The organism is Streptomyces sp., from assembly GCF_031181555.1.
In the GTDB taxonomy this organism is placed as follows: Bacteria; Actinomycetota; Actinomycetes; order Streptomycetales; family Streptomycetaceae; genus Streptomyces; species Streptomyces fimbriatus.
The window spans coordinates 1-21,252 of the sequence record NZ_JAPSKQ010000106.1 but is presented as its reverse complement, the minus strand read 5'-3'; the positions used below and the strand labels follow the sequence as shown (position 1 = coordinate 21,252).

General features: G+C 74.9%; 14 protein-coding genes and 1 pseudogene. 13 read left to right on the top strand and 2 right to left on the bottom strand.

Annotated elements, in window-relative coordinates:
• The 9 genes from RIM90_RS20740 to RIM90_RS20700 form a co-directional block, all read left to right on the top strand.
• On the top strand, positions 1–2,508 hold a 2,508-nt coding region (locus tag RIM90_RS20740; RefSeq protein ID WP_309062239.1), incomplete at its 5' end, for an FtsK/SpoIIIE domain-containing protein.
• Positions 2,509–2,661: 153 nt separating this feature from the next.
• On the top strand, positions 2,662–4,080 hold the full coding sequence (locus tag RIM90_RS20735; protein WP_309062238.1) for an ABC transporter substrate-binding protein: 1,419 nt from the start codon (positions 2,662–2,664) through the stop codon (positions 4,078–4,080).
• Between the two features lie 7 nt (positions 4,081–4,087).
• Entirely contained in the window at positions 4,088–5,437 is a 1,350-nt protein-coding gene (locus RIM90_RS20730; protein WP_309062237.1) for a sugar ABC transporter permease, read from the top strand.
• Positions 5,434–6,348, top strand: coding sequence for a carbohydrate ABC transporter permease (locus RIM90_RS20725; protein WP_309062236.1), 915 nt, complete (start codon positions 5,434–5,436; stop codon positions 6,346–6,348). Before RIM90_RS20730 ends, RIM90_RS20725 begins: the two co-directional genes overlap by 4 nt.
• Positions 6,349–6,497: 149 nt before the next feature.
• On the top strand, positions 6,498–8,765 hold the full coding sequence (locus RIM90_RS20720) for a bifunctional glycosyltransferase family 2 protein/CDP-glycerol:glycerophosphate glycerophosphotransferase (protein WP_309062235.1): 2,268 nt from the start codon (positions 6,498–6,500) through the stop codon (positions 8,763–8,765).
• A gap of 161 nt (positions 8,766–8,926) precedes the next feature.
• Positions 8,927–11,128, top strand: a complete 2,202-nt coding sequence (locus RIM90_RS20715; protein WP_309062234.1) for a CDP-glycerol glycerophosphotransferase family protein — start codon at positions 8,927–8,929, stop codon at positions 11,126–11,128.
• Between the two features lie 7 nt (positions 11,129–11,135).
• On the top strand, positions 11,136–13,370 hold the full coding sequence (locus RIM90_RS20710) for a bifunctional glycosyltransferase family 2 protein/CDP-glycerol:glycerophosphate glycerophosphotransferase (protein WP_309062233.1): 2,235 nt from the start codon (positions 11,136–11,138) through the stop codon (positions 13,368–13,370).
• Entirely contained in the window at positions 13,367–14,644 is a 1,278-nt protein-coding gene (locus RIM90_RS20705; RefSeq protein ID WP_309062232.1) for a hypothetical protein, read from the top strand. Before RIM90_RS20710 ends, RIM90_RS20705 begins: the two co-directional genes overlap by 4 nt.
• Positions 14,645–14,752: 108 nt before the next feature.
• Positions 14,753–16,378 (top strand): hypothetical protein, encoded by a 1,626-nt coding sequence (locus RIM90_RS20700; protein ID WP_309062231.1) that lies wholly within the window; start codon positions 14,753–14,755, stop codon positions 16,376–16,378.
• Here the strand turns inward: RIM90_RS20700 and RIM90_RS20695 are convergent.
• Positions 16,368–16,781, bottom strand: coding sequence for an organic hydroperoxide resistance protein (locus tag RIM90_RS20695; protein ID WP_309062230.1), 414 nt, complete (start codon positions 16,779–16,781; stop codon positions 16,368–16,370). The two genes, RIM90_RS20700 and RIM90_RS20695, sit on opposite strands and share 11 nt — an antisense overlap.
• 137 nt (positions 16,782–16,918) lie before the next feature.
• Here RIM90_RS20695 and RIM90_RS20690 point away from each other — a divergent pair, with 137 nt between their 5' ends.
• The 3 genes from RIM90_RS20690 to galE all read left to right on the top strand — a co-directional run bounded on the left by RIM90_RS20690 (position 16,919) and on the right by galE (position 20,207).
• The gene (locus RIM90_RS20690) at positions 16,919–17,461 is read left to right on the top strand and encodes a MarR family transcriptional regulator (protein ID WP_309062229.1); all 543 of its coding nucleotides are present in this window, start codon (positions 16,919–16,921) and stop codon (positions 17,459–17,461) included.
• 106 nt (positions 17,462–17,567) lie between these two features.
• Positions 17,568–19,172: a glycosyltransferase gene (locus RIM90_RS20685; protein ID WP_309062228.1), complete on the top strand. Its 1,605-nt coding sequence runs from the start codon at positions 17,568–17,570 to the stop codon at positions 19,170–19,172.
• Between the two features lie 42 nt (positions 19,173–19,214).
• Positions 19,215–20,207 carry a UDP-glucose 4-epimerase GalE gene (gene galE / locus RIM90_RS20680; protein WP_309062227.1) on the top strand — a complete coding sequence of 331 codons (993 nt, stop codon included), beginning with the start codon at positions 19,215–19,217 and terminating at the stop codon, positions 20,205–20,207.
• Between the two features lie 27 nt (positions 20,208–20,234).
• Here galE and RIM90_RS20675 read toward each other — a convergent pair whose 3' ends face one another.
• Positions 20,235–20,873, bottom strand: a complete 639-nt coding sequence (locus RIM90_RS20675; RefSeq protein WP_309062226.1) for a TetR/AcrR family transcriptional regulator — start codon at positions 20,871–20,873, stop codon at positions 20,235–20,237.
• 167 nt (positions 20,874–21,040) lie between these two features.
• Here RIM90_RS20675 and RIM90_RS20670 point away from each other — a divergent pair.
• Positions 21,041–21,252, top strand: a pseudogene (locus RIM90_RS20670) (ABC transporter permease); the annotation flags it as partial.

Genomic DNA, 21,252 nt, shown 5'->3' with positions numbered 1-21,252 from the left:
ACGCCCGGCCGCCTCACCGGTCCGACCACCGGACCCGCCACCGGCCACATGCCCGGCGCCCCGCACGCCGGCCCCGGGGCGGGCGGTGTCTCCGCCGCGCCGGCCGCCGTCCCCACGGCCGACGCCGTCCCCGCCGCCGCTCCGCGCCCCACCACCCGCAAGGGCACCCCCGTGCGCGGCACCGATCTCCCCCAGCCCCCGGGGGGACGCAAGCGGGGCGGGCTCACCGCCTGGGCGCGGCGGCTGGCCGGCGGGCGGCAGGAGCAGGCGACGGACGCGCGGGACGCCCGCGGCGAGGAAGCGGCCGGTGCCGCACCCGGACCCGGCGCGGTGTCCCCCGTCCTCCCCGAGACCTGGCCGGACCCCGCCACGCTGCTGCTGACCGCGCTGGGCCCCGGCCCCCGGCTGTGGGAGCGCGGGCCGGACCATCCCGAGGCGCTCGCGGTGCGGCTCGGCACGGCCGACCGGACGGCACCGGACGGCTCCGGCCTGCTGCCCGCCGTGCCGGTGACGTCGGGACTGCGCGAGGTCGGCGCGCTGGGACTGGCCGGTCCGCGTGAGCGGCTCGCCGGGCTGGCCCGCGCGGTGCTGGCCCAGCTCGCCGCGTTGCACTCCCCCGATTCCCTGGAGATCGTCCTGATCGCCGCGGACCGCTCCCGTCCCCTCGAGGAGCGCACCGCCGAGTGGTCGTGGCTGGGCTGGCTGCCGCACGTGCGCCCGGGGCGCGGCCAGGACTGCCGCCTGCTCCTCGCGCACGACCACGAACAGGCCACCGCCCGCACCGAGGAACTGCTGCGCCGACTGGCGGACCACGACCACGCAACCGGGGCGGACACGGTCCCCGTCATACCGGAGCAGCCCGCTCCGGCCGCCCGGCGTCCCTCCTGGGCCCAGGGCGGCGGCGCCGACGGGACGGAGGGCTTCGCGGGGCCGTACACCGTGGTCGTCGTGGACGGCGACCCCGGGGGCGCCGAGCTGCGCGAGGCGGTGGCGCGGCTGGCCGTGGAGGGGCCGCGGGCCGGGATCCACCTGGTGTGCCTCGCCGAGACGGCCGCCGCCTCCCCGGCGTCCCCGGTGACGGAGACGTACGAGACGGCGTGCGCGGTGGCGCCGGCGTTCCGGGAATGCGGTGCCGTCGCGCTGCTCAGCGGGGACGTGGCGACGGCCCTGCGGCTGGTGCGGGTGGCCCGGACCGGCTCCAGGGCGCCCTCCGGCCCCGTCGGCCACGGCACCGTCGCCACGGTCGACGCGGTCTCCCCCGCCTGGGCCGAGCGGTTCGCGCGGGCGCTCGCGCCACTGCGCACGGACGGCTCCGCCGGACAGCGGCACGCGCGCGTGTCGGCGCCGCTGCCCCCGTCGGCGCGGCTGCTGGACGAACTGGGCCTGGCCCGGGCCACCCCCGCCTCGCTGATGGCCCGCTGGGCGGACGCGGCCGACGACACCCAGGCGCTCGGCGGACGCGTCACCGCCGTGCTGGGCGCCGGACCGCGCGGTCCGGTCGCCGCCGATCTCGCCGCCGACGGACCGCATCTGCTGATCGAGGGGCCGCCCGGCAGCGGCCGCACCGAGCTGCTGCGCGCGGTCGTCGCCTCGCTGGCCGCCGCCGAGCGGCCCGACCGGCTGGGCATCGTGCTGGTCGACGGCCGGGGCGGTCCCGCGGCGGGCGACGGACCCGGCGAGGGCCTGCGCGTGTGCACGGACGTCCCGCACGTCACCACCCACCTCACCGCCAACGATCCGGTGCGCATGCGGGAGTTCGCCCAGTCGCTGAGCGCCGAGCTGAAGCGTCGCGCCGAACTGCTCGGCCGGTCCGACTTCGCGGAGTGGCACACCGGGCGCGAGCTGTCGGACCGGATGGTCGCGCAGCGCACGGCCGTGCGGCGCGGCGCGGCGGGCACCGGCGGCGACCACGACGGGGACCTGGAGCCCCCGCCCAGTTCGACGCTGCGGCTGCGGCCGGGAGCGGCCCGGCGCCGGGCGGCGGCCGCGCCGCCGCTGCCCCGGCTGGTGGTCGTCGTGGACGACCTGGACGCGCTGGTCTCCCCCGCGCTGGGTGCGCCGGGGCGGCCCGCAGCCGGATCGGTGATGCGGGCGCTGGAGGCCGTGGCGCGGGACGGGGAGCGGCTGGGCGTGCACCTGGTCACGGCCACCGGCCCGTGCGCCCGTACGGCCCGGACCGAACCGGTGCGGCAGGCGACGGTGCGGGTCACGCTCGACGCGCCCGCGCCCCCGGGCCCGGACGCGCCGGCGCCGGGGCGCGGCCGGCTGGCCCACCCGGACGGCCGGGTGACCGCGTTCCAGGGCGGGCGGGTGACCGGCCGCATCCCGCGGACGGCGACCCTGCGCCCCACGGTCGTGCCGCTGGAGTGGCACCGCATGGGTGATCCCCCGGCCCGCCGCCAGGTACGGGAGCTGGGCAACGGCCCGACCGATCTCGCCCTGCTCGCCAGCGCGTTGGAGCGGGCCGCCCGGCAGGTGTCGGCGGCCGAGGTGCCGTCGCTGCTGTGACACCCGCGCCCCGCAGGTGACGTCCCGTCACGAAGTGATCACAATCCCGGACTTGACACCGGACGCGCTCTTGCCTCCCCCCATCCCCGGGCGTAGACCAGAGCGCACGGGACAGCGCTCGACGTTCGACGAGGTGTGAAGAACGGGGCAGTGATGCGCAGGACGAGCAGGATCATCCGGATACTCAGGTCGCCCGACAACCCCACGCCGGTTCCCCGCACCCGCGGAACCGCGAGAGCCGTGGCCGCCGTCGCCGCGGGGGTGCTCGCGCTCTCGCTCACCGCCTGCGGAGGCGACGACGACAGCGGCGACGACGACAAGGACGGTGGCACCGAGGGCACCGGCACCACCGTCACCCTTCCGAAGCTGGACGGCGCGAGCCTCGAGGTGGCCGCCGTGTGGACCGGTGCCGAGCAGGCCAACTTCAAGAAGGTCCTCGCGGAGTTCGAGAAGCGCACCGGCGCCAAGGTGACCTTCGTCCCCGCCCAGGACCCCATCATCAACTTCCTCGGCTCGAAGATCGCGGGCGGTGCCCCGCCGGACGTGGCGCTGCTGCCGCAGCCCGGCGCCATCAAGCAGGCGGTCGACAAGGGCTGGGCCAAGCCGCTGGGCGCCGAGGCCACCAAGGAGCTCGCCGAGAACTACTCGCAGGGCTGGCAGGACATCGGCAAGGTCGACGGCAAGCAGTACGGCGTCTACTACAAGGCCGCCAACAAGTCGCTGATCTGGTACAACACCCAGGTCTTCGAGAACGCGGGCGCGAGCGAACCGAAGACCTGGGACGAGCTGCTCACCACCGCGCAGACGGTGTACGACTCGGGCGTCACCCCGTTCTCGGTCGGCGGCGCCGAGGGCTGGACGCTGACCGACTGGTTCGAGAACGTCTACCTCTCCCAGGCCGGCCCGGAGAAGTACGACCAGCTGGCCCGGCACGAGATCAAGTGGACCGACCCGTCGGTCAAGGAGGCGCTGACCACGCTGGCGGAGATCTGGGGCAAGAAGGACTACGTCGCGGGCGGCGCGCGCGGCGCCCTGCAGACGGACTTCCCGAACTCGGTCACACAGACCTTCACCGGTGGCGACCAGCCCAAGGCGGGCATGGTCTACGAGGGCGACTTCGCGCAGGTCAACATCGTTCAGGCGGGCGCGGAGGTCGGCACGGACGCGAAGGTGTTCCCGTTCCCGGCGGTCGGCGACACGGCGCCCGTGGTGTCCGGCGGTGACGCGGCCGTGATCCTGGAGGACTCCGAGGCGGCGCAGGCGCTGGTGACCTTCCTCGCCTCCCCGGACGCGGCGGGCATCCAGGCGAAGCTGGGCGGTTACCTGTCGCCGAACAGGAACGTGCCGAACTCGGCGTACCCGAACGCGGTGCAGCAGAAGATGGCCAAGGCGCTCATCGACGCCGGTGACGACTTCCGCTTCGACATGTCCGACCAGGCCCCGCAGGCCTTCGGCGGCACGCCCGGCAAGGGCGAGTGGAAGGCGCTGCAGGACTTCCTGAGGAACCCGAAGGACGTCGCGGGGACTCAGGCGAAGCTGGAGGCCGACGCGGCCGCGGCGTACGGGAACTGATCCGGCCATGGCGTCGGACACGGCGGCGGGGGCCCCGAAGGCGGCCCCCGCCGCTCCCAAGTCGCGCAAGAGCGTCACCGGCACCCGCAGAACCGTCGCGGCGCTGTTCCTGCTGCCCGCGCTCGTCCTGCTCGGTGCGCTCGTGGTCTACCCGATCGGGTACTCCGTCGTCCGCAGCTTCTACGACCAGTCCGGCGACGGCTTCGCCGGATTCGACAACTACCGGGCCCTGTTCACGGACGACGGCATCCGCACCGCCCTGAAGAACAACGTCATCTGGGTGGTGTTCGCGCCGACGGTGGCGACCGCGCTCGGTCTGATCTTCGCGGTGCTGACCGAACGGGTGCGCTGGGGCACGGCGTTCAAGCTGGTCGTCTTCATGCCGATGGCGATCTCGATGCTCGCGGCGGGCATCATCTTCCGGATGGTCTACGACCAGGACCCGGACAAGGGCGTGGCGAACGCGGTGTGGGTGGGGGTGCACGACACCTTCGCCCAGTCCTCGTCGTTCCCGAAGGCGCACCCGGGCCGCGAGTCGCCGCTGGAGCCGGCCGGCGGGGGCGCCTTCGTCACCAAGGAGACGGTCGGTGCGGGTGACACGGTCACGCTGCCGCTGGTCGGGGTCGCCCCGGACCTGATGCCGGACGACGCGAAGCGGGCGGCGGCGCCGGAGCCGGAGGCCGGCCGGATCACCGGCACCACCTGGCAGGACTTCACCCGCGGCAAGGGCGTCGGCACGCTGAACGGCGTCGACGCGTCCGAGCTGGGCTACGCCGGGATGAAGATCGAGGCCGTGAAGGACGGCACGGTGGTGGAGACGGCCACGGCGGGCTCCGACGGCACCTTCTCCCTGTCGTCGAAGGCCGACGGCGCCCATCTGCGGCTGCCGGCGAGCAACTTCAAGGAGCCGTACAACGGCCTGGACTGGCTGGGCCCGTCGCTGGTCACGCCCGCCATCATCGGCTCGTACATCTGGATGTGGGCGGGCTTCGCGATGGTGCTGATCGCGGCCGGGCTCGCGGGCATGCCCCGGGAGCTGCTGGAGGCCGCCCGGGTGGACGGCGCGAACGAGTGGCAGGTGTTCCGCCGGGTCACGGTGCCCCTGCTGGCCCCGGTCCTCGCGGTCGTCACCGTCACCCTGATGATCAACGTGCTGAAGGTGTTCGACCTGGTCTTCATCATCGCCCCGGGTTCCTCCCAGGACGACGCGAACGTCCTCGCGCTGGAGCTGTACCGCAAGGGCTTCGCGGCGGACCAGCCGGGCATCGCCAGCGCGATCGCGGTGTTCCTGCTGCTCCTGGTCATCCCGGTGATGTGGTTCAACATCCGGCGGCTGAGGCGGGAGGTCAGGCGATGAGCGCGGACACCGGCAGGGTCACCGAGGCGGTCTCGCCGCCCGTTCCCGCCGTCAAGGCCGAGCGGTCGCTGGGCTCCAGGCTCAGCGAGTGGGTCAGCGGCGGCCTGGTGCGCGTGTTCCTGATCGTCGTCGGCCTGTTCTGGCTGGTGCCGACGATCGGTCTGCTGCTGGCCAGCCTGCGCACGCCCGAGGACATGGCCGCCGACGGCTGGTGGAAGGTGTTCACCGAGCCCTCGCAGCTCACCTTCGGCGCCTACGAGAAGCTCCTGGAGAACGACGACATCACGGGCTCCCTGCTGAACACGGTGTACATCACCGTCCCGGCGACCGTCCTCGTGGTGGTGATCGGCTCCCTGGCCGGTTACGCCTTCGCCTGGATGGAGTTCCCCGGCCGGGACTGGTGGTTCCTCGCCGTGGTGGGGCTGCTGGTGGTGCCGGTGCAGGTGGCGCTGATCCCGATCGCCGAACTCTTCGGCGCCCTCGGCATCTTCGGCTCCCTGACCGGCGTGATCCTCTTCCACGTCGGCTTCGGCCTGCCGTTCGCGGTGTTCCTGCTGCGGAACTTCTTCGCGGAGATCCCGAAGGAGCTGCTGGAGGCGGCCCGGCTGGACGGCGCCGGTGAACTGCGCCTGTTCGTACGGGTCGTGATGCCGCTCGCCGGTCCGGCGATCGCCGCGCTCGGCATCTTCCAGTTCCTGTGGGTGTGGAACGACCTGCTGGTCGCGCTGATCTTCTCGGACGCCGGGAACCAGCCGATCACGGTCGCCCTGCAGACGCAGGTACGGCAGTTCGGCAACAACATCGACGTGCTGGCGCCGGGCGCGTTCATCTCCATGGTGGTCCCGCTGGTCGTGTTCTTCGCGTTCCAGCGGCAGTTCGTCTCCGGCGTGATGGCGGGCGCGGTGAAGTAGCCCGTACCGGCGCAGGGCGGGAGGGGGCGGACCGGCACAGGTCCGCCCCTTCGTGTGACCGGATTCCCCCGGATGCCGCAGGCGGCGTAACCAAGTCGGCCCATCGGCCGTTGCCGGGCCGAACGCCCGCACCGACCGATGGATGCCCCTTGCCCAGGTTCAGTGTCATTGTCCCCGCGTACCAGGTTCAGGCGTACCTGCACGAGTGCCTGGAATCGGTGCTGTCCCAGTCGTACGCCGACCTCGAACTGATCGCCGTGGACGACTGCTCGCCGGACGCGTGCGGCGCGGTGATCGACGAGTTCGCCGCCCGCGACCCGCGCGTGCGGGCCGTGCACCTGCCGCGGAACACGGGCCTCGGCCCGGCCCGCAACGCCGGGATGGAGCGGGCGACGGGCGACTACCTGGTGTTCCTGGACGGCGACGACACCCTCACCCCCGACGCGCTCCTCGCGATCGCCGACCGGCTGAAGGAGACCGGCGACCCGGACGTCCTGGTCTACGACTACGCGCGCACGTACTGGTCGGGCGAGGCCGTGCGCAACCGGGCCGCCGCGCAGCTCACCGAACGGGGCCCGGCGCCGTTCCGGCTGACGGACCGGCCGGGGCTGCTGAACCTGCTGATGGTGGCCTGGAACAAGGCGTACCGGCGGGAGTTCGTGGAGCACGCGGGCTTCGCCTTCCCGCCCGGTTACTACGAGGACACCCCGTGGACGTACCCGGTCCTGATGACGGCGGAGTCGATCGCGACCCTGGACCGGGTGTGCGTGCACTACCGGCAGCGCCGGGCCGGCGGCATCCTGCACACCACCAGTGAGCGGCACTTCGACGTCTTCGACCAGTACGACCGGGTGTTCGCGTACCTCGACGGGCACCCCGAACTGGCGCGCTGGCGGCCGGTGCTGTTCCGCCGCATGGTCGACCACCTCGTCACGGTGTACGCGCGGCGGGACCGGCTGCCGCGCGGGACGCGGGCCGCCTTCCTGCGCCGGGCCCGTTCCCACTACCGGCGCCATCGCGCGCCCGGCGCGCCCGCGTCCGCGCGCGCCCGGGTCCACCACACGCTGGTCCGGTTCGGCCTGCACCGCACCTACCAGGCCCTCCGGCTGGCGTCGGCCCTGCGCCGCAGGGCGGACCGGCTCGCCGGGAGGCTGCTGGGCGCCCTGCGCTCCGCCGCCCTGCTGCTGCACTACCGCGTCCAGCGGCTGCTCCCGCTGCGCGCCGACCGCGCCGTCTTCACCGCCCGCGCGGACGGCGGCGACCCGGGCGACCCGGGCGCCCTGGAGTCCGCGTTCCGCGCCGTCGCCCCGCACATCCGCACCGCCTGGGCGGCGCACCCCGGGCACCGCCACGCCGTCCCGCCCGGCGCGCGCCCCCTGGTCCCCGGCACGGCCGCGTACTGGACCGCCCTCGCCCGTTCCGCGTACCTGGTGAGCGACACCGGCTTCGAGCCCCGCCCGGTCAAGCGCAAGGGGCAGATCGTCGTCCGGACGCAGGACGGCACCCCCCTCGCGCACACGGGCCTGGACCTCCAGGAACGCCCGGCGGCGGCCCGGGGCACCGACTTCGCGCGGCTCCTGGAGGACGTCGACCGGTGGGACTACGTCGTCTCCGCCAACCGCCACTCCACCCTGACCTGGGAGCGGGTGTACCCCGGCCGCTACACCACCCTGGAGTACGGCCAGCCGCGCACCGACCCGCTCCACACGGCGACCGCGGCCGACGTGGCCGGACTGCGGGAGGCGCTCGGCATCCCCGAGGGCGCGGTGGCGATCCTGTACGCGCCGGCCCACCGCGACTACCGCCGCACCCAGCGCGGGCTGCTCGACCTGGAGCGCGTCGTGCGCCGCCTGGGCCCGCGGTTCGTCGTCCTGGCCCGCACCCGGCACCCGCACGGCGGACCGCTCGCGGACACCTCCGGCCGGGTCCTGGACGTCACCGGGCACCCGAGCGTCGCGTCCCTGTGCCTGGCCTCGGACGCCCTGGTCACCGACTACTCCCCGCTGATGTTCGACTACGCGGGCCTGGACCGGCCGATCGTCCTGTGCGCCGACGACTGGGAGGCGTACGAGGCGGCCCGCGGCACCTACGTCGACCTGCGGGCGTTCCCGCCGGGCGCGGTGGCGGGCAGCGAGGACGAACTGATCGACATCTTCGCCACCGGCCACTGGCGCGGCTCCCACTCCGACCGGCGGCGCGCGGCGTTCCGCGCCCGGTTCTGCCCGTACGACGACGGCCGCGCCGCCGAACGGGTGGTCCGCCGGGTCGTGTTCGGGGAGAGCGGTCTCCCCCCGGTCGTCCCCCCGCACGAGCGCCGTCCGGTGCCGTCGGCCGCCGCCGCGTTCGGGGGCCCGCCGCCGCTCGCGACCGTGCCGCAGCAGTCCGGTGGCCCGCCGACCGTCACCGACCGCGTCTGACCGCCGTTCCCCCAGGGAGTGCCCATGTCCCCCGGTTCGTCGCGGCCCACTCCGACCCGGCCGCCCACCCGGCGGCCGGCGGGGCGGCCCGGACGGCGCCCCGCCCGCTGAGGCGGCGGGCGCCACGAGAACCCCCACGTCCAAGACACGGAAAGAGCAGCATGCCCCGCTTCAGCATCATCGTCCCGTCCCACGGGGTCGCAGGCCGGCTGGCCCAGGCGCTGGACTCGGTGCTCGCCCAGTCCTTCGGTGACTTCGAGCTGGTCCCCGTCTGCGACGCGCCCGGGTCCCCCGCGTCCGACGTCGCCGCCCGGTACGCCGAGCGGGACTCCCGGGTGGCCCCGGTGCACGCGCCGCCGTCGGCCGGACTGGCCGGGGCGCGCAACACCGGGATGCGCCGGGCGACCGGGGCGTACCTGCTGTTCCTCGACGGCGACGACACCCTCGTACCGGGTGCGCTGGCGGCCCTGGACGCGCGCCTGGCGCGGACCGGCCCGGTGGACGTGCTGCACTTCGAGCACGAGCGCACGCCCTGGTGGGAGGGCGAGCCGGGCAACCCGGCCGCCCCCCTGCTGGCGAAGGCGCCGGACGGCGCGTTCGCCCCCGGCCGCGCCCCGCACCTCACCGGCGTGCAACTCCCGGCGTGGAGCGCAGCCTGGCGCCGCGCCTTCGTCACCGAGCACCGACTGGCCTTCCCCGACGGGCACTTCACGGACATCGGCTGGGGCGGCCTGGCGATGCTGAGCGCCGAGCGGGTGGCGGTGCTGCGCGCGGTCGTCGTACGGCATCTGCTGCGCCGGCAGGGCAGCCGGCTGAACCTGCCCGGCGCGCACCACGCCGAACTGCTGGACCAGACCGAGCTGGTGCTCGCCCGCGCGGCCGAACGGGGACTGTCCGCCGAGCGGTCGGGGCCGCTGTTCGAGCAGCTCTTCGCCGCCGTGCTGAAGACGGCCGCCCATCCCCGGCGGCTCCCGTCGGGACGCCGCGCCTTCTTCCGCCGGGCGAGCACGCTCTACCGCCGCCACCGCCCCGCCGGGTACCGGCCCCCGGGCGGCAGCCTCGGCGTGCAGCACCGGCTGCTGGCGGCCGGTGCGTACCCGGCGTTCACGGCGCTGCGCGGCGCCCGGCGCGCGGTGACCCGGGCGGTGGCGTCGGTGCCGCGCCCCCGGGGCCTGCGCACCCGGCTGCTGTACCGGATGCACCTGTGCCGCCCGCTGGATCCGAACCTCGCCGTGTACTGCGCGTACTGGGGCCGCGGTTACGCCTGCAACCCGGCCGCGATCCACGCCCGGGCGCGCGAACTCGCCCCGCACATCCGCTCGGTGTTCCTGGTGGAGGCGGACCAGGCGCACACCGTGCCGGACGGCGTCGAGTACGCCGTCATCGGCAGCCGGCGCTCCTGGGAGGTCCTGGCCCGCGCGAAGTACCTGATCAACAACGCGAACTTCGCGGAGGGCGTGGTCAAACGCCCCGGCAGCGTGCACCTGCAGACCCAGCACGGCACCCCGCTGAAGACCATGGGCGTCGACCAGTCGACGTACCCGGTGGTGGCCGCCGCGACCGGCAGCTTCACCAAGCTGCTGGGCCGGGTGGACCGCTGGGACTACAACCTCTCCTCCAACCCCCACTCCACCCGGATGTGGGAGCGCGCCTTCCCCGGCTCCTACGAGCAGCTGGAGTACGGCTATCCGCGCAACGACGTGTACTGCACGGCCGGCGCCGAGGACGTGGCCCGCGTCCGCGCGGAGCTCGGCGTGCCGGAGGGCAAGGTCGCCGTCCTGTACGCCCCCACCCACCGCGACCACCGCACCGGTTTCGAGACCGGCCTGGACCTGGAGGCGTTCTGCGAGGCGGCCGGCGAGGACGTCGTCGTCCTGCTGCGCGCCCACTACTTCTACGACCGGGGCGGGCCGCGCACCGGTGGCCGGGTCATCGACGTGACCGCGCACCGCTCCGCGGAGGACGTGTGCCTGGCCGCCGACGCGCTGGTCACCGACTACTCGTCGATCATGTTCGACTACGCCAACCTGGACCGGCCGATCGTCGTGTACGCCGACGACTGGGACGTCTACCGGGAGACCCGGGGCGTCTACTTCGACCTGATGGCCGAGCCGCCCGGCCCGGTGGCCCGCACGCCCGAGGAGCTGGCCCTCGTCTTCCGGGACGGCACCTGGGCGGGCGCGGAGTCGGCCGCGCTGCGGGCCGGGTTCCGGGAGCGGTTCTGCGCGTTCGACGACGGGCGGGCCGCCGAACGGGTGGTGCGCCGGGTGCTGCTCGGCGAGCCGCCCGAGGCGCTCCCGCCCGTGACCCCGCTCGCGGAGCGTGTCCCGGCCCCCGCGGCCGCCGGCCTGGTGAGGAGCTGACGAAGCAGTGCCCCGCTTCAGCATCATCGTCCCCGTCTTCAAGGTGCAGGGGTACCTGCAGGAGTGCCTCGACTCGGTGCTCGGGCAGTCGTACCGCGACATCGAGGTGATCGCCGTCGACGACCGCTCGCCCGACGGCTGCCCGGCGGTCCTCGACGCGTACGCGGCCCGCGACGAACGCGTCCGGGTGCTGCACCTGCCCGAGAACGTGGGCCTGGGCCGCGCCCGCAACGCCGGAATGCCGCACGCACGGGGCGACTACCTGTTCTTCCTGGACAGCGACGACACCCTCACCCCGGGCGCGCTGCGCGCGCTGGCCGACCGCCTCGACGAGACGGGCGACCCGGACGTGCTGGTCTTCGACTACGCCCGCACCCACTGGTGGGGCGGTACCCGCCGCAACGTCCTGGCGCACCTGCTGGCCCGGGACACCGGCGGCACCTTCACCGCCGCCGAACGGCCGGAGATCCTCGACCTGCTGATGGTGGTGTGGAACAAGGTCTACCGCCGCGACTTCGTCGAGCGGGAGGGCTTCACCTTCCCGCCCGGCTACTACGAGGACACGCCCTGGACCTTCCCGGTGCTGCTCAGCGCGGAGCGCATCGCGACCCTGGACCGGATCTGCCTGTACTACCGGCAGCGCCGCCGGGGCAGCATCCTGTCCACCACCAGCCGCAAGCACTTCGACGTCCACGAGCAGTACGCGCGGGTCTTCCGGTTCGTCGACGCCCGCCCGGCGCTGGCGCACTGGAGGCCCTTCCTGCACGCCAAGATGGGCGAGCACTGCCTGGACATCCTGTCCAAGCCGGACCGCCTGCCCCCGTCCGACAGGGGCGAGTTCTTCCGCCGTACGGCCGAGATGTTCCGGCTCCACCGGCCCCGGGGCGTGCGGACCCCGGCCGGACTGCGGGTGCTGGAGGGGAGCTACGCCGGTTACGTGCTGCGCCGGCAGGCCGGGCGGGCGGGCCGGGAGCTGGGGCGGCGGGCCCGGCAGGCACGCACCGCGACGGCGGCACGGGCCGCCCGGTCCCGGTCCGCGGCGAACCTGCACCGCCCGCTGGACCCGGACCTCGCCGTGTACTCGGCGTCCTCGCACCGGGGCGTGCTCGGCGACCCGGCGGCCGTCTTCCACGCGGCGCGCGAACTCGCCCCGCACATCCGGGGCGTGTGGGTGCTGGCCGACGAGGAGCAGGCGGCCGGGCTGCCGCCGGACACCGAGTACGTGCTCCTGGACTCCGCCGGCTACCGCAGGGTGACCGAGCGGGCCACCTACTTCGTCAACGACGTCAACTGGCCCGGCGCGCTGGTCAAACGCCCGGGGAGCGTGCACATCCACACCCACCGGGGCACCCCGCTGCTGTACGCGGGCGCCGATCTGCTGGACAAGCCCGGCGCCCGGCTCGGCTTCGACGTGCCGCAGATGCTGCGCCGGGCGGACCGCTGGGACTACAGCCTGGTCGCCAACCGGCACTCCGAGCTGGTGTGGGAGCGGGCCTTCCCCTGCCACTTCACCTCCCTGCGCAGCGGCAGCCCGCGCAACGACGTGCTGGTCGGCGCCGGTCCGGAGCGGGGGCGGGCGGTCCGCGCCCGGCTCGGCATCCCGGACGGGGACACGGTGGTGCTGTACGCGCCGGCCCGCCGCGACTACCGCAGGGGCGGGCTGGTGGAGCGGATCGACCTGGAGCGGTTCGCCGCGGACCTGGGTCCCGGCCACACCCTCGTCGTGCGCCTGGACCCGTCCCTGGCCGACGGACCGGCGCGCGGGCTGGGCCTTTCGGAGCTGCACCGGCGGGGCGTGCTGGTCGACGCCACGGACGAGCCGCACGCGCAGGACGTGATGCTCGCCTCCGACGTGCTGGTCACCGACTACGCGTCGCTCCTGTTCGACTACGCCAACCTGGACCGGCCGATCGTGGTCCACGCCGACGACCGGGACGCCGTCGCGGCGAGCCGGGGGTTCTACTTCGACATCACGGCCGAGGCGCCGGGGCACGTCTCGCGCTCCTACCGCGAGCTGGCGTGGCTGTTCGCCTCCGGGACGTGGCGGGACGAGGAGGCGGCACGGCTGCGGTCCGCCTTCCGGGAGCGGTTCTGCGAGTTCGACGACGGCCGGGCCGCCGAGCGGGTGGTGCGCACGCTGATGCTGGGCGAGCCGCTGCCGGAGGACCCCCCGGCCGCGGGCCGGGCGGCCCGGGTGCCCTCCCAGGCCACCGGCCGCGACGTGCTGCCCGCGTCCTCGTGAGGCCGCGCACCTGGGTCCTGCTCCTGGCCGCCGTCTTCGCGGTGCTGCAACTGGCGAACGTCACCGGCCGGGACACCCCCGACACCAAGAACTACCTGTCGTACGCCCTGAGCCTGAGCGGCGAGGGCAAGCGGGAGGCGGCGGCCGCCACCATCGAGTACGTCTGCGCGGGCCGGGCGTCGATCGCGCACCGCGAGCAGAACGTGAACGTGGTGCGCTTCCACGCCCCGGACCCCGCCCCGCGCGTCCTGCGGGAGTGCCGGGACCGGGAGTGGCGGCAGGTCCGGGCGCGGCTGGCGGCCGGGCAGACCGGCGGGCACACCGCGCCGTTCATGCCGGAGCGCTTCATGCGGATCTTCGAGGTGCGGCCCGGCTACCCGGTGTTCCTGGTGCCGTTCGTGACGCTGTTCGGCGTGACCTGGGGCGTGTGGGCGGCGAGCGTGGTGGTCGCGTGCGCGGGCGGGGTGCTCGCCTTCCTGGTCCTGCGCACCCTGTCGGTGTCCGTGCCGCTCGCGCTCACCGGGCAGGCGCTGTTCTACGTCCTGCCGTGCGGGACGACCGCGATGCGCCCGATGACCGAGGGGCTGCTGCTGGCCCTCACCCTGGCCGCGCTGTGGGGCTGCGCGCTGGCGCTGACGGGCCGCCGGACCCGGGCGGGCACGGCGCTCGTGGGCGCCGCGCTGCTCGCGCTGTTCACCGTCAAGCACTCGCAGGCGCTGTTCCTCGGGGTGTGCCTGGCGGGCGCGGGCGCGGTGGTCGCCGTACGGCGCCGACGGCGGGGCCTGCCGCCGGGGCGCGCGGTGGTGGCGCTCACCGGGGTGGGGTGCGCGGGCGTGCTCGGCACGGTGCTGCTGGCCCGGCTGCTGCACTACCCGTCGATGACTCAGAGCGTGCAGGACCTGCTCACCGATCACTTCGCCCGGCCCGACCGGGAGCGTCCGTGGCCGGAGTTCTTCCAGCTCCAGGGGAACTTCTGGATGGAGTGGCTGCGGCGCGGGCTCTGGGAGCCGGTGTTCCTGGCGGGGGTGGCGGCCGGTGCCCGGGGGGCGTGGCGGCGACCGGTGTTCGGGGCCTTCCTGGTCGCCGCCGCCGGCACGGGGTTCCTCAACCAGGCCGGGCACCCGGACATCAACATCTGGGGCGACCGGCTGATCGTGCTGGCCTGGCTGCTGCCGGTCCTGGGCGTGCCCCAGCTGCTGGAGCCGGTGGTCCGGGAGCGGGTGGCGCTGCCGGCGCAGGGGGCTCCGGTGGGGCCGGCGGAGCCGGCGCGCTGACGGACCGGGCCGTTCGGCCTCACTCGATGAGGTGACGCGACGTCATGCCGTCGGCCTCGCCGGGAACATACGGCAAATGCCTCAGACGATCCTCTCCCCCACTCTCCGATGAGCGCCGGAGTCCTCGTCCGGCGGTCCCCGCACGGTGCCACGGCGCTGCGCGGCGGCGGTTTTTGGCGCCCCACCCCGTACCAGCTCTTCGGTTTCCTCTTCTGGCTCGTGATGGCGCTGGCGTACTGGCGCGTGCCGCTGTGCTGCGACGCCGGGCAGCACGCGGCGGTCGTCGAACGCCTCAAGGCCGACCTGCTGCGTCCCCGGCATCCGATGGCGGACCTGCCGGGCGCGGGCAGCCCCTACTACTCGCCGTTCGCCCTGGCGCAGGGCGCGTTCGCGCGGCTGACCGGGCTGGGCGGCTGGGAGGTGGTCAGGCTCACCGGGCCGCTGAACCTGCTGGTGCTGCTGACCGGGATCGGCCGCTTCGTCCGCGTGCTGAGCCCGCGCCCCTGGGCACCGGTGCTCGCGCTCGCCGCGATGACGCTGCTGTGGGGCACGGAGCGGGCCTGGTGGAGCGGCTATCTGGGCCTGATGTCGATGACGGGCAACCTGCCGTATCCGTCGGCGTTCGCGATCGGGCTCACCTTCTGGGCCTGGGCGCTGACCGGGGCGCGGGCCCGGGACGCGGAGGCCGTGCGGTACGTCGGTCCGGGCGGGCTGCGCCCGCTGTCCGGGTACGCGGCGCTGGGCGTGCTGTACGGGCTGATCCTGCTCGTGCACCCGATCACCGCGGTGGCGGCGGCGCTGGGCGCGGTGGCGCTGGTCGCCGGGTGGCAGCGGGTGTGGAGGACGGCGGTCGTGGGGCGGTGGGCGCTGACCGGCGGGGCGGCGCTGCTGGTCGCCGCGTCCTGGCCGTACTTCGACGCGTTCGCGCTGGCCGGGGACGACAGCGTGGACGCGATGCACCGGCGGCTGTATCTGGACCTCGGCGGGCAGTTCTGGCTGGCGCTGCTCGGGCTCCCGGCGCTGTGGCTGCGGGCGCGGCGCACCTCGTGGCGCGATCCGCTGGTGCTGATGTTCGCGCTGGACTGCCTGGTGGTGGCGTACGGCTGGGTGAGCGGCCACTACACCTACGGCAGGATCCTCGGGCTGACGCTGGTGCCGTTGCAGTTCGCGCTCGCGGTGGAGCTGGCGGCGGCCCGGCCGTGGCCGGTGTGGCGGCGCGCGCTGGGCGGGGCCGCGGCGGCGGGGGCCTGTGCCGGGTTCCTGACCGTGCAGGCCGGGGCGGTGGTGCCGCGCGCGCTGGACCCGGTCGGTTTCGAGCAGCCGCCGGACTGGCCGACGTACGAGTGGGCCGCGCGGCACATCGGGCCGGGCGAGGTGGTGATCACCGACGGCTACTACGCCGTCCACGCGATCGCCGGGTACGGTCCGAACCTCGCCGCGCCCGCCTGGCCGGACGCGGCGCTGGACGAACGGGAGCGCGGGCGGCGGCTGGCCGACGTGCGCGCGTACCTCGACCCCGGCTCGACCCGCGCCGAGCGTGCCGCGATCGTCCGCCGGTACCACGCGCGCTGGCTGCTGCTGACGCCCCGGCAGCGGGTGCCCGAGGAGGCGGTGGTGGTGGCGTGGAGCCGGCGGACGGGGGAGGTGCTGGCGCGGGTCGGGGGTGAGCCCCCGGCCGGGCCGCCCGGCGATCGCCGGGGGCGGTCGCCCGATGACGGGGCGGTTACTCGATGACGAGCTCGACCGGGATGTTGCCGCGGGTGGCGTTGGAGTAGGGGCAGACCTGGTGGGCCTGCTCGACCAGCTTGCGGCCGGTCGCCTCGTCCAGGCCGTCGGGCAGCTCGACGCGCAGCGTCACCGCGAGCGCGAAGCCCTCGCCCTGCTTGCCTATGCCGACCTCGGCGGTCACCGCCGCATCGCTGACGTCGACCTTCGCCGCCCGGCCGACCAGGCCGAGGGCGCTGCCGAAGCAGGCCGCGTACCCGGCGGCGAACAGCTGCTCCGGGTTGGTGCCCCGGCCGTCGCCGCCCAGCTCCACGGGGGCGCTCAGGCCGACGTCCAGCTTGCCGTCGGAGGTGACGGCGCGTCCCTCGCGGCCGTGGGTGGCGGTGGCGACAGCGGTGTAGAGCGCGTCCATGGGAAGACCTTCCCTCTCGATCGGTGGTGGGGCGGGGCGGCCGGGCCCGTGGTGGCTCCGGCCGCCGCACGACCACAAGTAGAGCACACAACTCAATTGTGCACAACTAAATGGCTCACCGGAGCTACCCTGGGGGCATGACACCGACTCCGACCCCGCCGCCCGCGACACCGCCCGCGGCCCCGGACACGCGGGCCCCCGCCGCGCCGGAGCCCGCCGCGCCGGGCTCCGGCGACGACTGGCTCCGCCTCGACCGGCAGATCTGCTTCTCCCTGAACGCCGCGTCCCGTGCCTTCAACGGCGTCTACCGGGTGATCCTCAAGGACCTCGGGCTCACCTATCCGCAGTACCTGGTGATGCTGGTGCTGTGGGAGCACGGCGCCCTGCCCGTGAAGCAGCTCGGCGCACACCTGCGGCTCGACTCCGGCACGCTGTCCCCGCTGCTCAAGCGGCTGGAGACGGCCGGCCTGGTGCGCCGGGAGCGCAGCGCGCGCGACGAGCGCTCGGTGGAGGTGCGGCCGACCGAGGAGGGCGCCGCGCTGCGCGAGCGGGCCCTGGAGGTGCCGCGGCGGATCGTCGCCGCGACCGGCTTCCCGCTCGACGAGATCCACGCCCTGCGGGCCCGCCTCGACCGGCTCACCACGGCCCTGGACGCGGCGGCGGCAGCGGAGGGCGCGTAGGGGCGCCCGCGCGAAGGCGTCCGCCGGTCATCCCCACGGCGACGGGTACAGAACGCACCCAAACGGGCAAAAGGCCAATGACCCGCCCATACGCCCCAAGGACGCCATGCACCCCCACCACCCCCAGGTCTCCGTCGTGGTCATCGGCCACGACGACGCCGCCCATGTGACCGACGCCGTGCGCTCGGCCCTCGGGCAGGGCCCCGCCGTGCGCGAGGTCGTCGCCGTCGACGACTGCTCGGCGGACGGCAGCGCCGGTCTGCTCGACCGGCTGGCCGCCGGCGAACCGCGCCTGCGGGTGATCCGGCTCCCCGCCAACAGCGGCGGTTGCGGCACTCCGCGCAACACCGGGCTCGACGCGGTGACCTCGCCGTACGTGATGTTCCTGGACAGCGACGACGTGCTTCCGCCCGGCGCGGTGGACGCCCTGCTCACCGCGGCGAGCGGGGCGGACGCCCAGGTCGCGGGCGGCCTGTGCGTCCGGCGGGAGCTGCCGTCGGGACGCGAGGTGCCGTGGGAGCCGGGCCTGTACGCCGCGCCCGCCGTGCTCGCGCGCCCGGAGCACCGCCCGCGCCTGGTGCACGACACCCTCTGCGTCAACAAGCTCTACGCCACGGCCTTCCTGCGCGAGCACGGCATCCGCTTCCCCGACGGCCGTTTCCCCTACGAGGACTTCGTCTTCACCGCGCGCGTGTGGGCCGCCGCCCCGCGCGTCGCCCTGGTCCCGGACCGGGTGTACGTCTGGCACGTCCGCCGGTCCGCCCGGCGGCTGTCGATCTCGCTGGACCGTGCGGGCATCGACAACTGGCGGGCCCGCACGCACGCGTGCCGCACGGCCCACGCCGTCCTGCTGGACGCCGGGCGGAAACGGCTGGCGCGCGGGGCGCGGGCCAAGTTCCTCGACCACGAGCTGCGCATGTACGTGCGCGAGCTGCCGCTGCGCGACGAGGACCACCGGCGGCAGTGGTGGACGCACACCCGGGCCTTCCTCGCGGACTTCGACGCGGACGACTGGGCGCGCGACCCGGCCGCCCCGGGCCGGCTGATCGGGCGGGTCGTGCTGACCTCCCCGGAGCCGCGCGACCTGACCCGCCTGCGGGACCTGGCGGCCCGTCCGGCCCGGCTGTGCCCGCCCTACGCCCGCGCGGGGGACGGCACGCCCTGCTGGTCGGCCGACCTGCCCGGGGTCACCCTGGAGCCCCTGCTGACCCGGCCCGTGCCGCTGCTGCCGCTCGCCGTGGACGCGGAACTGCGCCCCCGCGCGCGGGGCGGCTTCCGGCTGCGGCTGCGCCTGCACGAGCTGTACGGCCGGGTGGCACAGGCGGGACCGGAGACGGTGGAGGTGGAGTGGCGGCACCGCGAGCGGGAGGGTGCGGCCGTCCGCCGTACGGTCCCCCTGCGGGCGTCCGCCGGGGGCACCTGGTCCGCGGAGACGACCGTACCGCCGGACCGGCTGGCCTCGGTCGGCACGGGCACGTGGGACCTGTGGCTGCGCCTGCGCTTCCGGGACGGGTCGAGCCGCCGCGTCACCGCGCACGCGCTCGCCGGCCCCGGGCTGCTGCGCCGCCGCGCGGTGCCGAGCCCCCGGCACGGCGTGGTGCTGGTGGGGCCGTACGCCACGCACTCGGGCGCGCTGGCGCTGCGGGTGGCGACCGGCGTACGCGGTGCCGCCTCGGTACTGCGCGGAAGGCTGTGGCGCCTGCTTCACTGAGAGCCGGTACGCAAGGGGCCAACGACGAGGGGACGGCCATCCATGACCTGGTTGATCACCGGCGGCGCCGGCTACATCGGGGCACACGTCGTACGGGCGGTCACCGAGGCGGGGGAGCGTGCGGTGGTGTACGACGACCTGTCCACCGGGATCGCCGACCGCGTGCCGGACGGGGTGCCGCTGGTGGTCGGCTCGACCCTGGACGGCGAGCGGGTGGCGCGCGCCCTCGCGGACCACGAGGTCACCGGTGTCGTCCACCTGGCGGCGAAGAAGCAGGTGGCCGAGTCGGTGGACCGGCCCCTGCACTACTACCGGGAGAACGTCGAGGGGCTGCGCGTCCTGCTGGAGGCGGTGACGGCGGCCGGGGTGCCGTCCTTCGTGTTCTCGTCCTCGGCGGCGGTGTACGGCATGCCGGACACCGCCGCCGAGGACGGCCTGGTGACCGAGGAGACGCCCTGCTCCCCCGTGTCGCCGTACGGCGAGACCAAACTCGCCGGCGAGTGGCTGGTCCGCGCGGCCGGGAGGGCGACCGGGCTGTCCACGGCCTGTCTGCGCTACTTCAACGTGGCCGGCGCGGCGAGCCCCGACCTCGCCGACGTGGGCGTGTCCAACCTGATCCCCATGGTCTTCGAGAAGCTGACCGGTCAGGCGCCCCCGCGCATCTTCGGCGACGACTACCCGACCCCGGACGGCACCTGCGTGCGCGACTACGTCCACGTCGTCGACCTGGCCGAGGCCCACATGGCGGCGGCCCGCGCGCTGCGCTCCTCCCCCGGCCGGGACCTCACCCTCAACATCGGCCGCGGCGAGGGCGTCTCGGTGCGCGAGATGATCGACCGCATCAACGCGCTCACCGGTCACGACCGCCCGCCGGCGGTCGCCGCCCGCCGCCCCGGCGACCCGCCGCGCGTCGTCGCCTCCGCCGACCGCGCGGCCGCCGAACTCGGCTGGAAGGCCCGCCACGGCGTCGACGACATGATCACCTCGGCCTGGGCCGGCTGGGTCCGCCACCACCCGGCGGCCGTCCGCGGCTAGCCCGCGCGGACGGCCGCCGTCCCCGCGTCACAGCGACTTCAGGGCCTGTGCCGTCGCCCTCGCCAGTGCGTCCAGGTAGCCCTTCGGCAGCTTCGGGTTGCGGATCACCACCGAGCGCCAGTACAGCGGGCCCGAGATCAGGTCCAGGGCCAGGGCGTGGTCGGCGCCGGGGCGCAGTTCGCCGCGTTCCTCCGCCGCCGTGACGACGGACCTGGCGACCGAGTCCTGGCCCTCCCGCAGCGCCTTCTGCAGCGCCTCGGCGATGTCGGGGTTGCGGGCGGCCTCGGCCTGGAGGTCGGGGAGGATCTGCGAGGCGACGGGGTGGCGCAGGGCGCGGGAGGTGACCTCGTACAGCAGCCGCAGATCGCCCTCGAGGGAGCCGGTGTCCGGCGCGGGCAGGCCCTGCACGGCGAGCGCGGAGACCAGGTCGAGGACGAGGTGCAGTTTGGAACGCCAGCGGCGGTACACCGCCGTCTTGCCGACGCCCGCGCGGCGCGCGATCCCCTCGATCGACATCCGCGCGTAGCCGACGGCCGCGAGTTCCTCGAAGACGGCCGCCCGGATGGCCTCCGTCACGTCCTCCCGCAGCACGGCGGCCCCGGCGGGGGCCCTGCGCCGCGGACGCGGCCGGGGCTCGTCGGCGTTCGTCGTCATGCGGACCAGCATAGGGCGAAACGACGGAACGGTTGCGTTCCGACGTACAGTCGGCCTACGCTCCCGTTGCGACGATACGGTGCCGTCCCGGCGTAGGAGAACGCCAGGAGGCGTACGAGGAAACGGCGGGCGAGCACCGGTATGCCCCTGCCCCCTTCCCCCTAGCGAAAGCGCCGGATGTGAGTCAGGCCCTCCACACACCGTCCCCCGCGCCACCGGTCCCCCCGGCCGTCGAGGGCGACCTCGCGGCCCTCGCCGCCCGCCACGGCCTCACGGTCAGCGGTGCCCGGCCGTCCCTCGTCGAGTACGTCCGTCAGCTCTGGGGACGGCGGCACTTCATCGTCGCCTTCTCGCAGGCGAAGCTGACCGCCCAGTACAGCCAGGCCAAGCT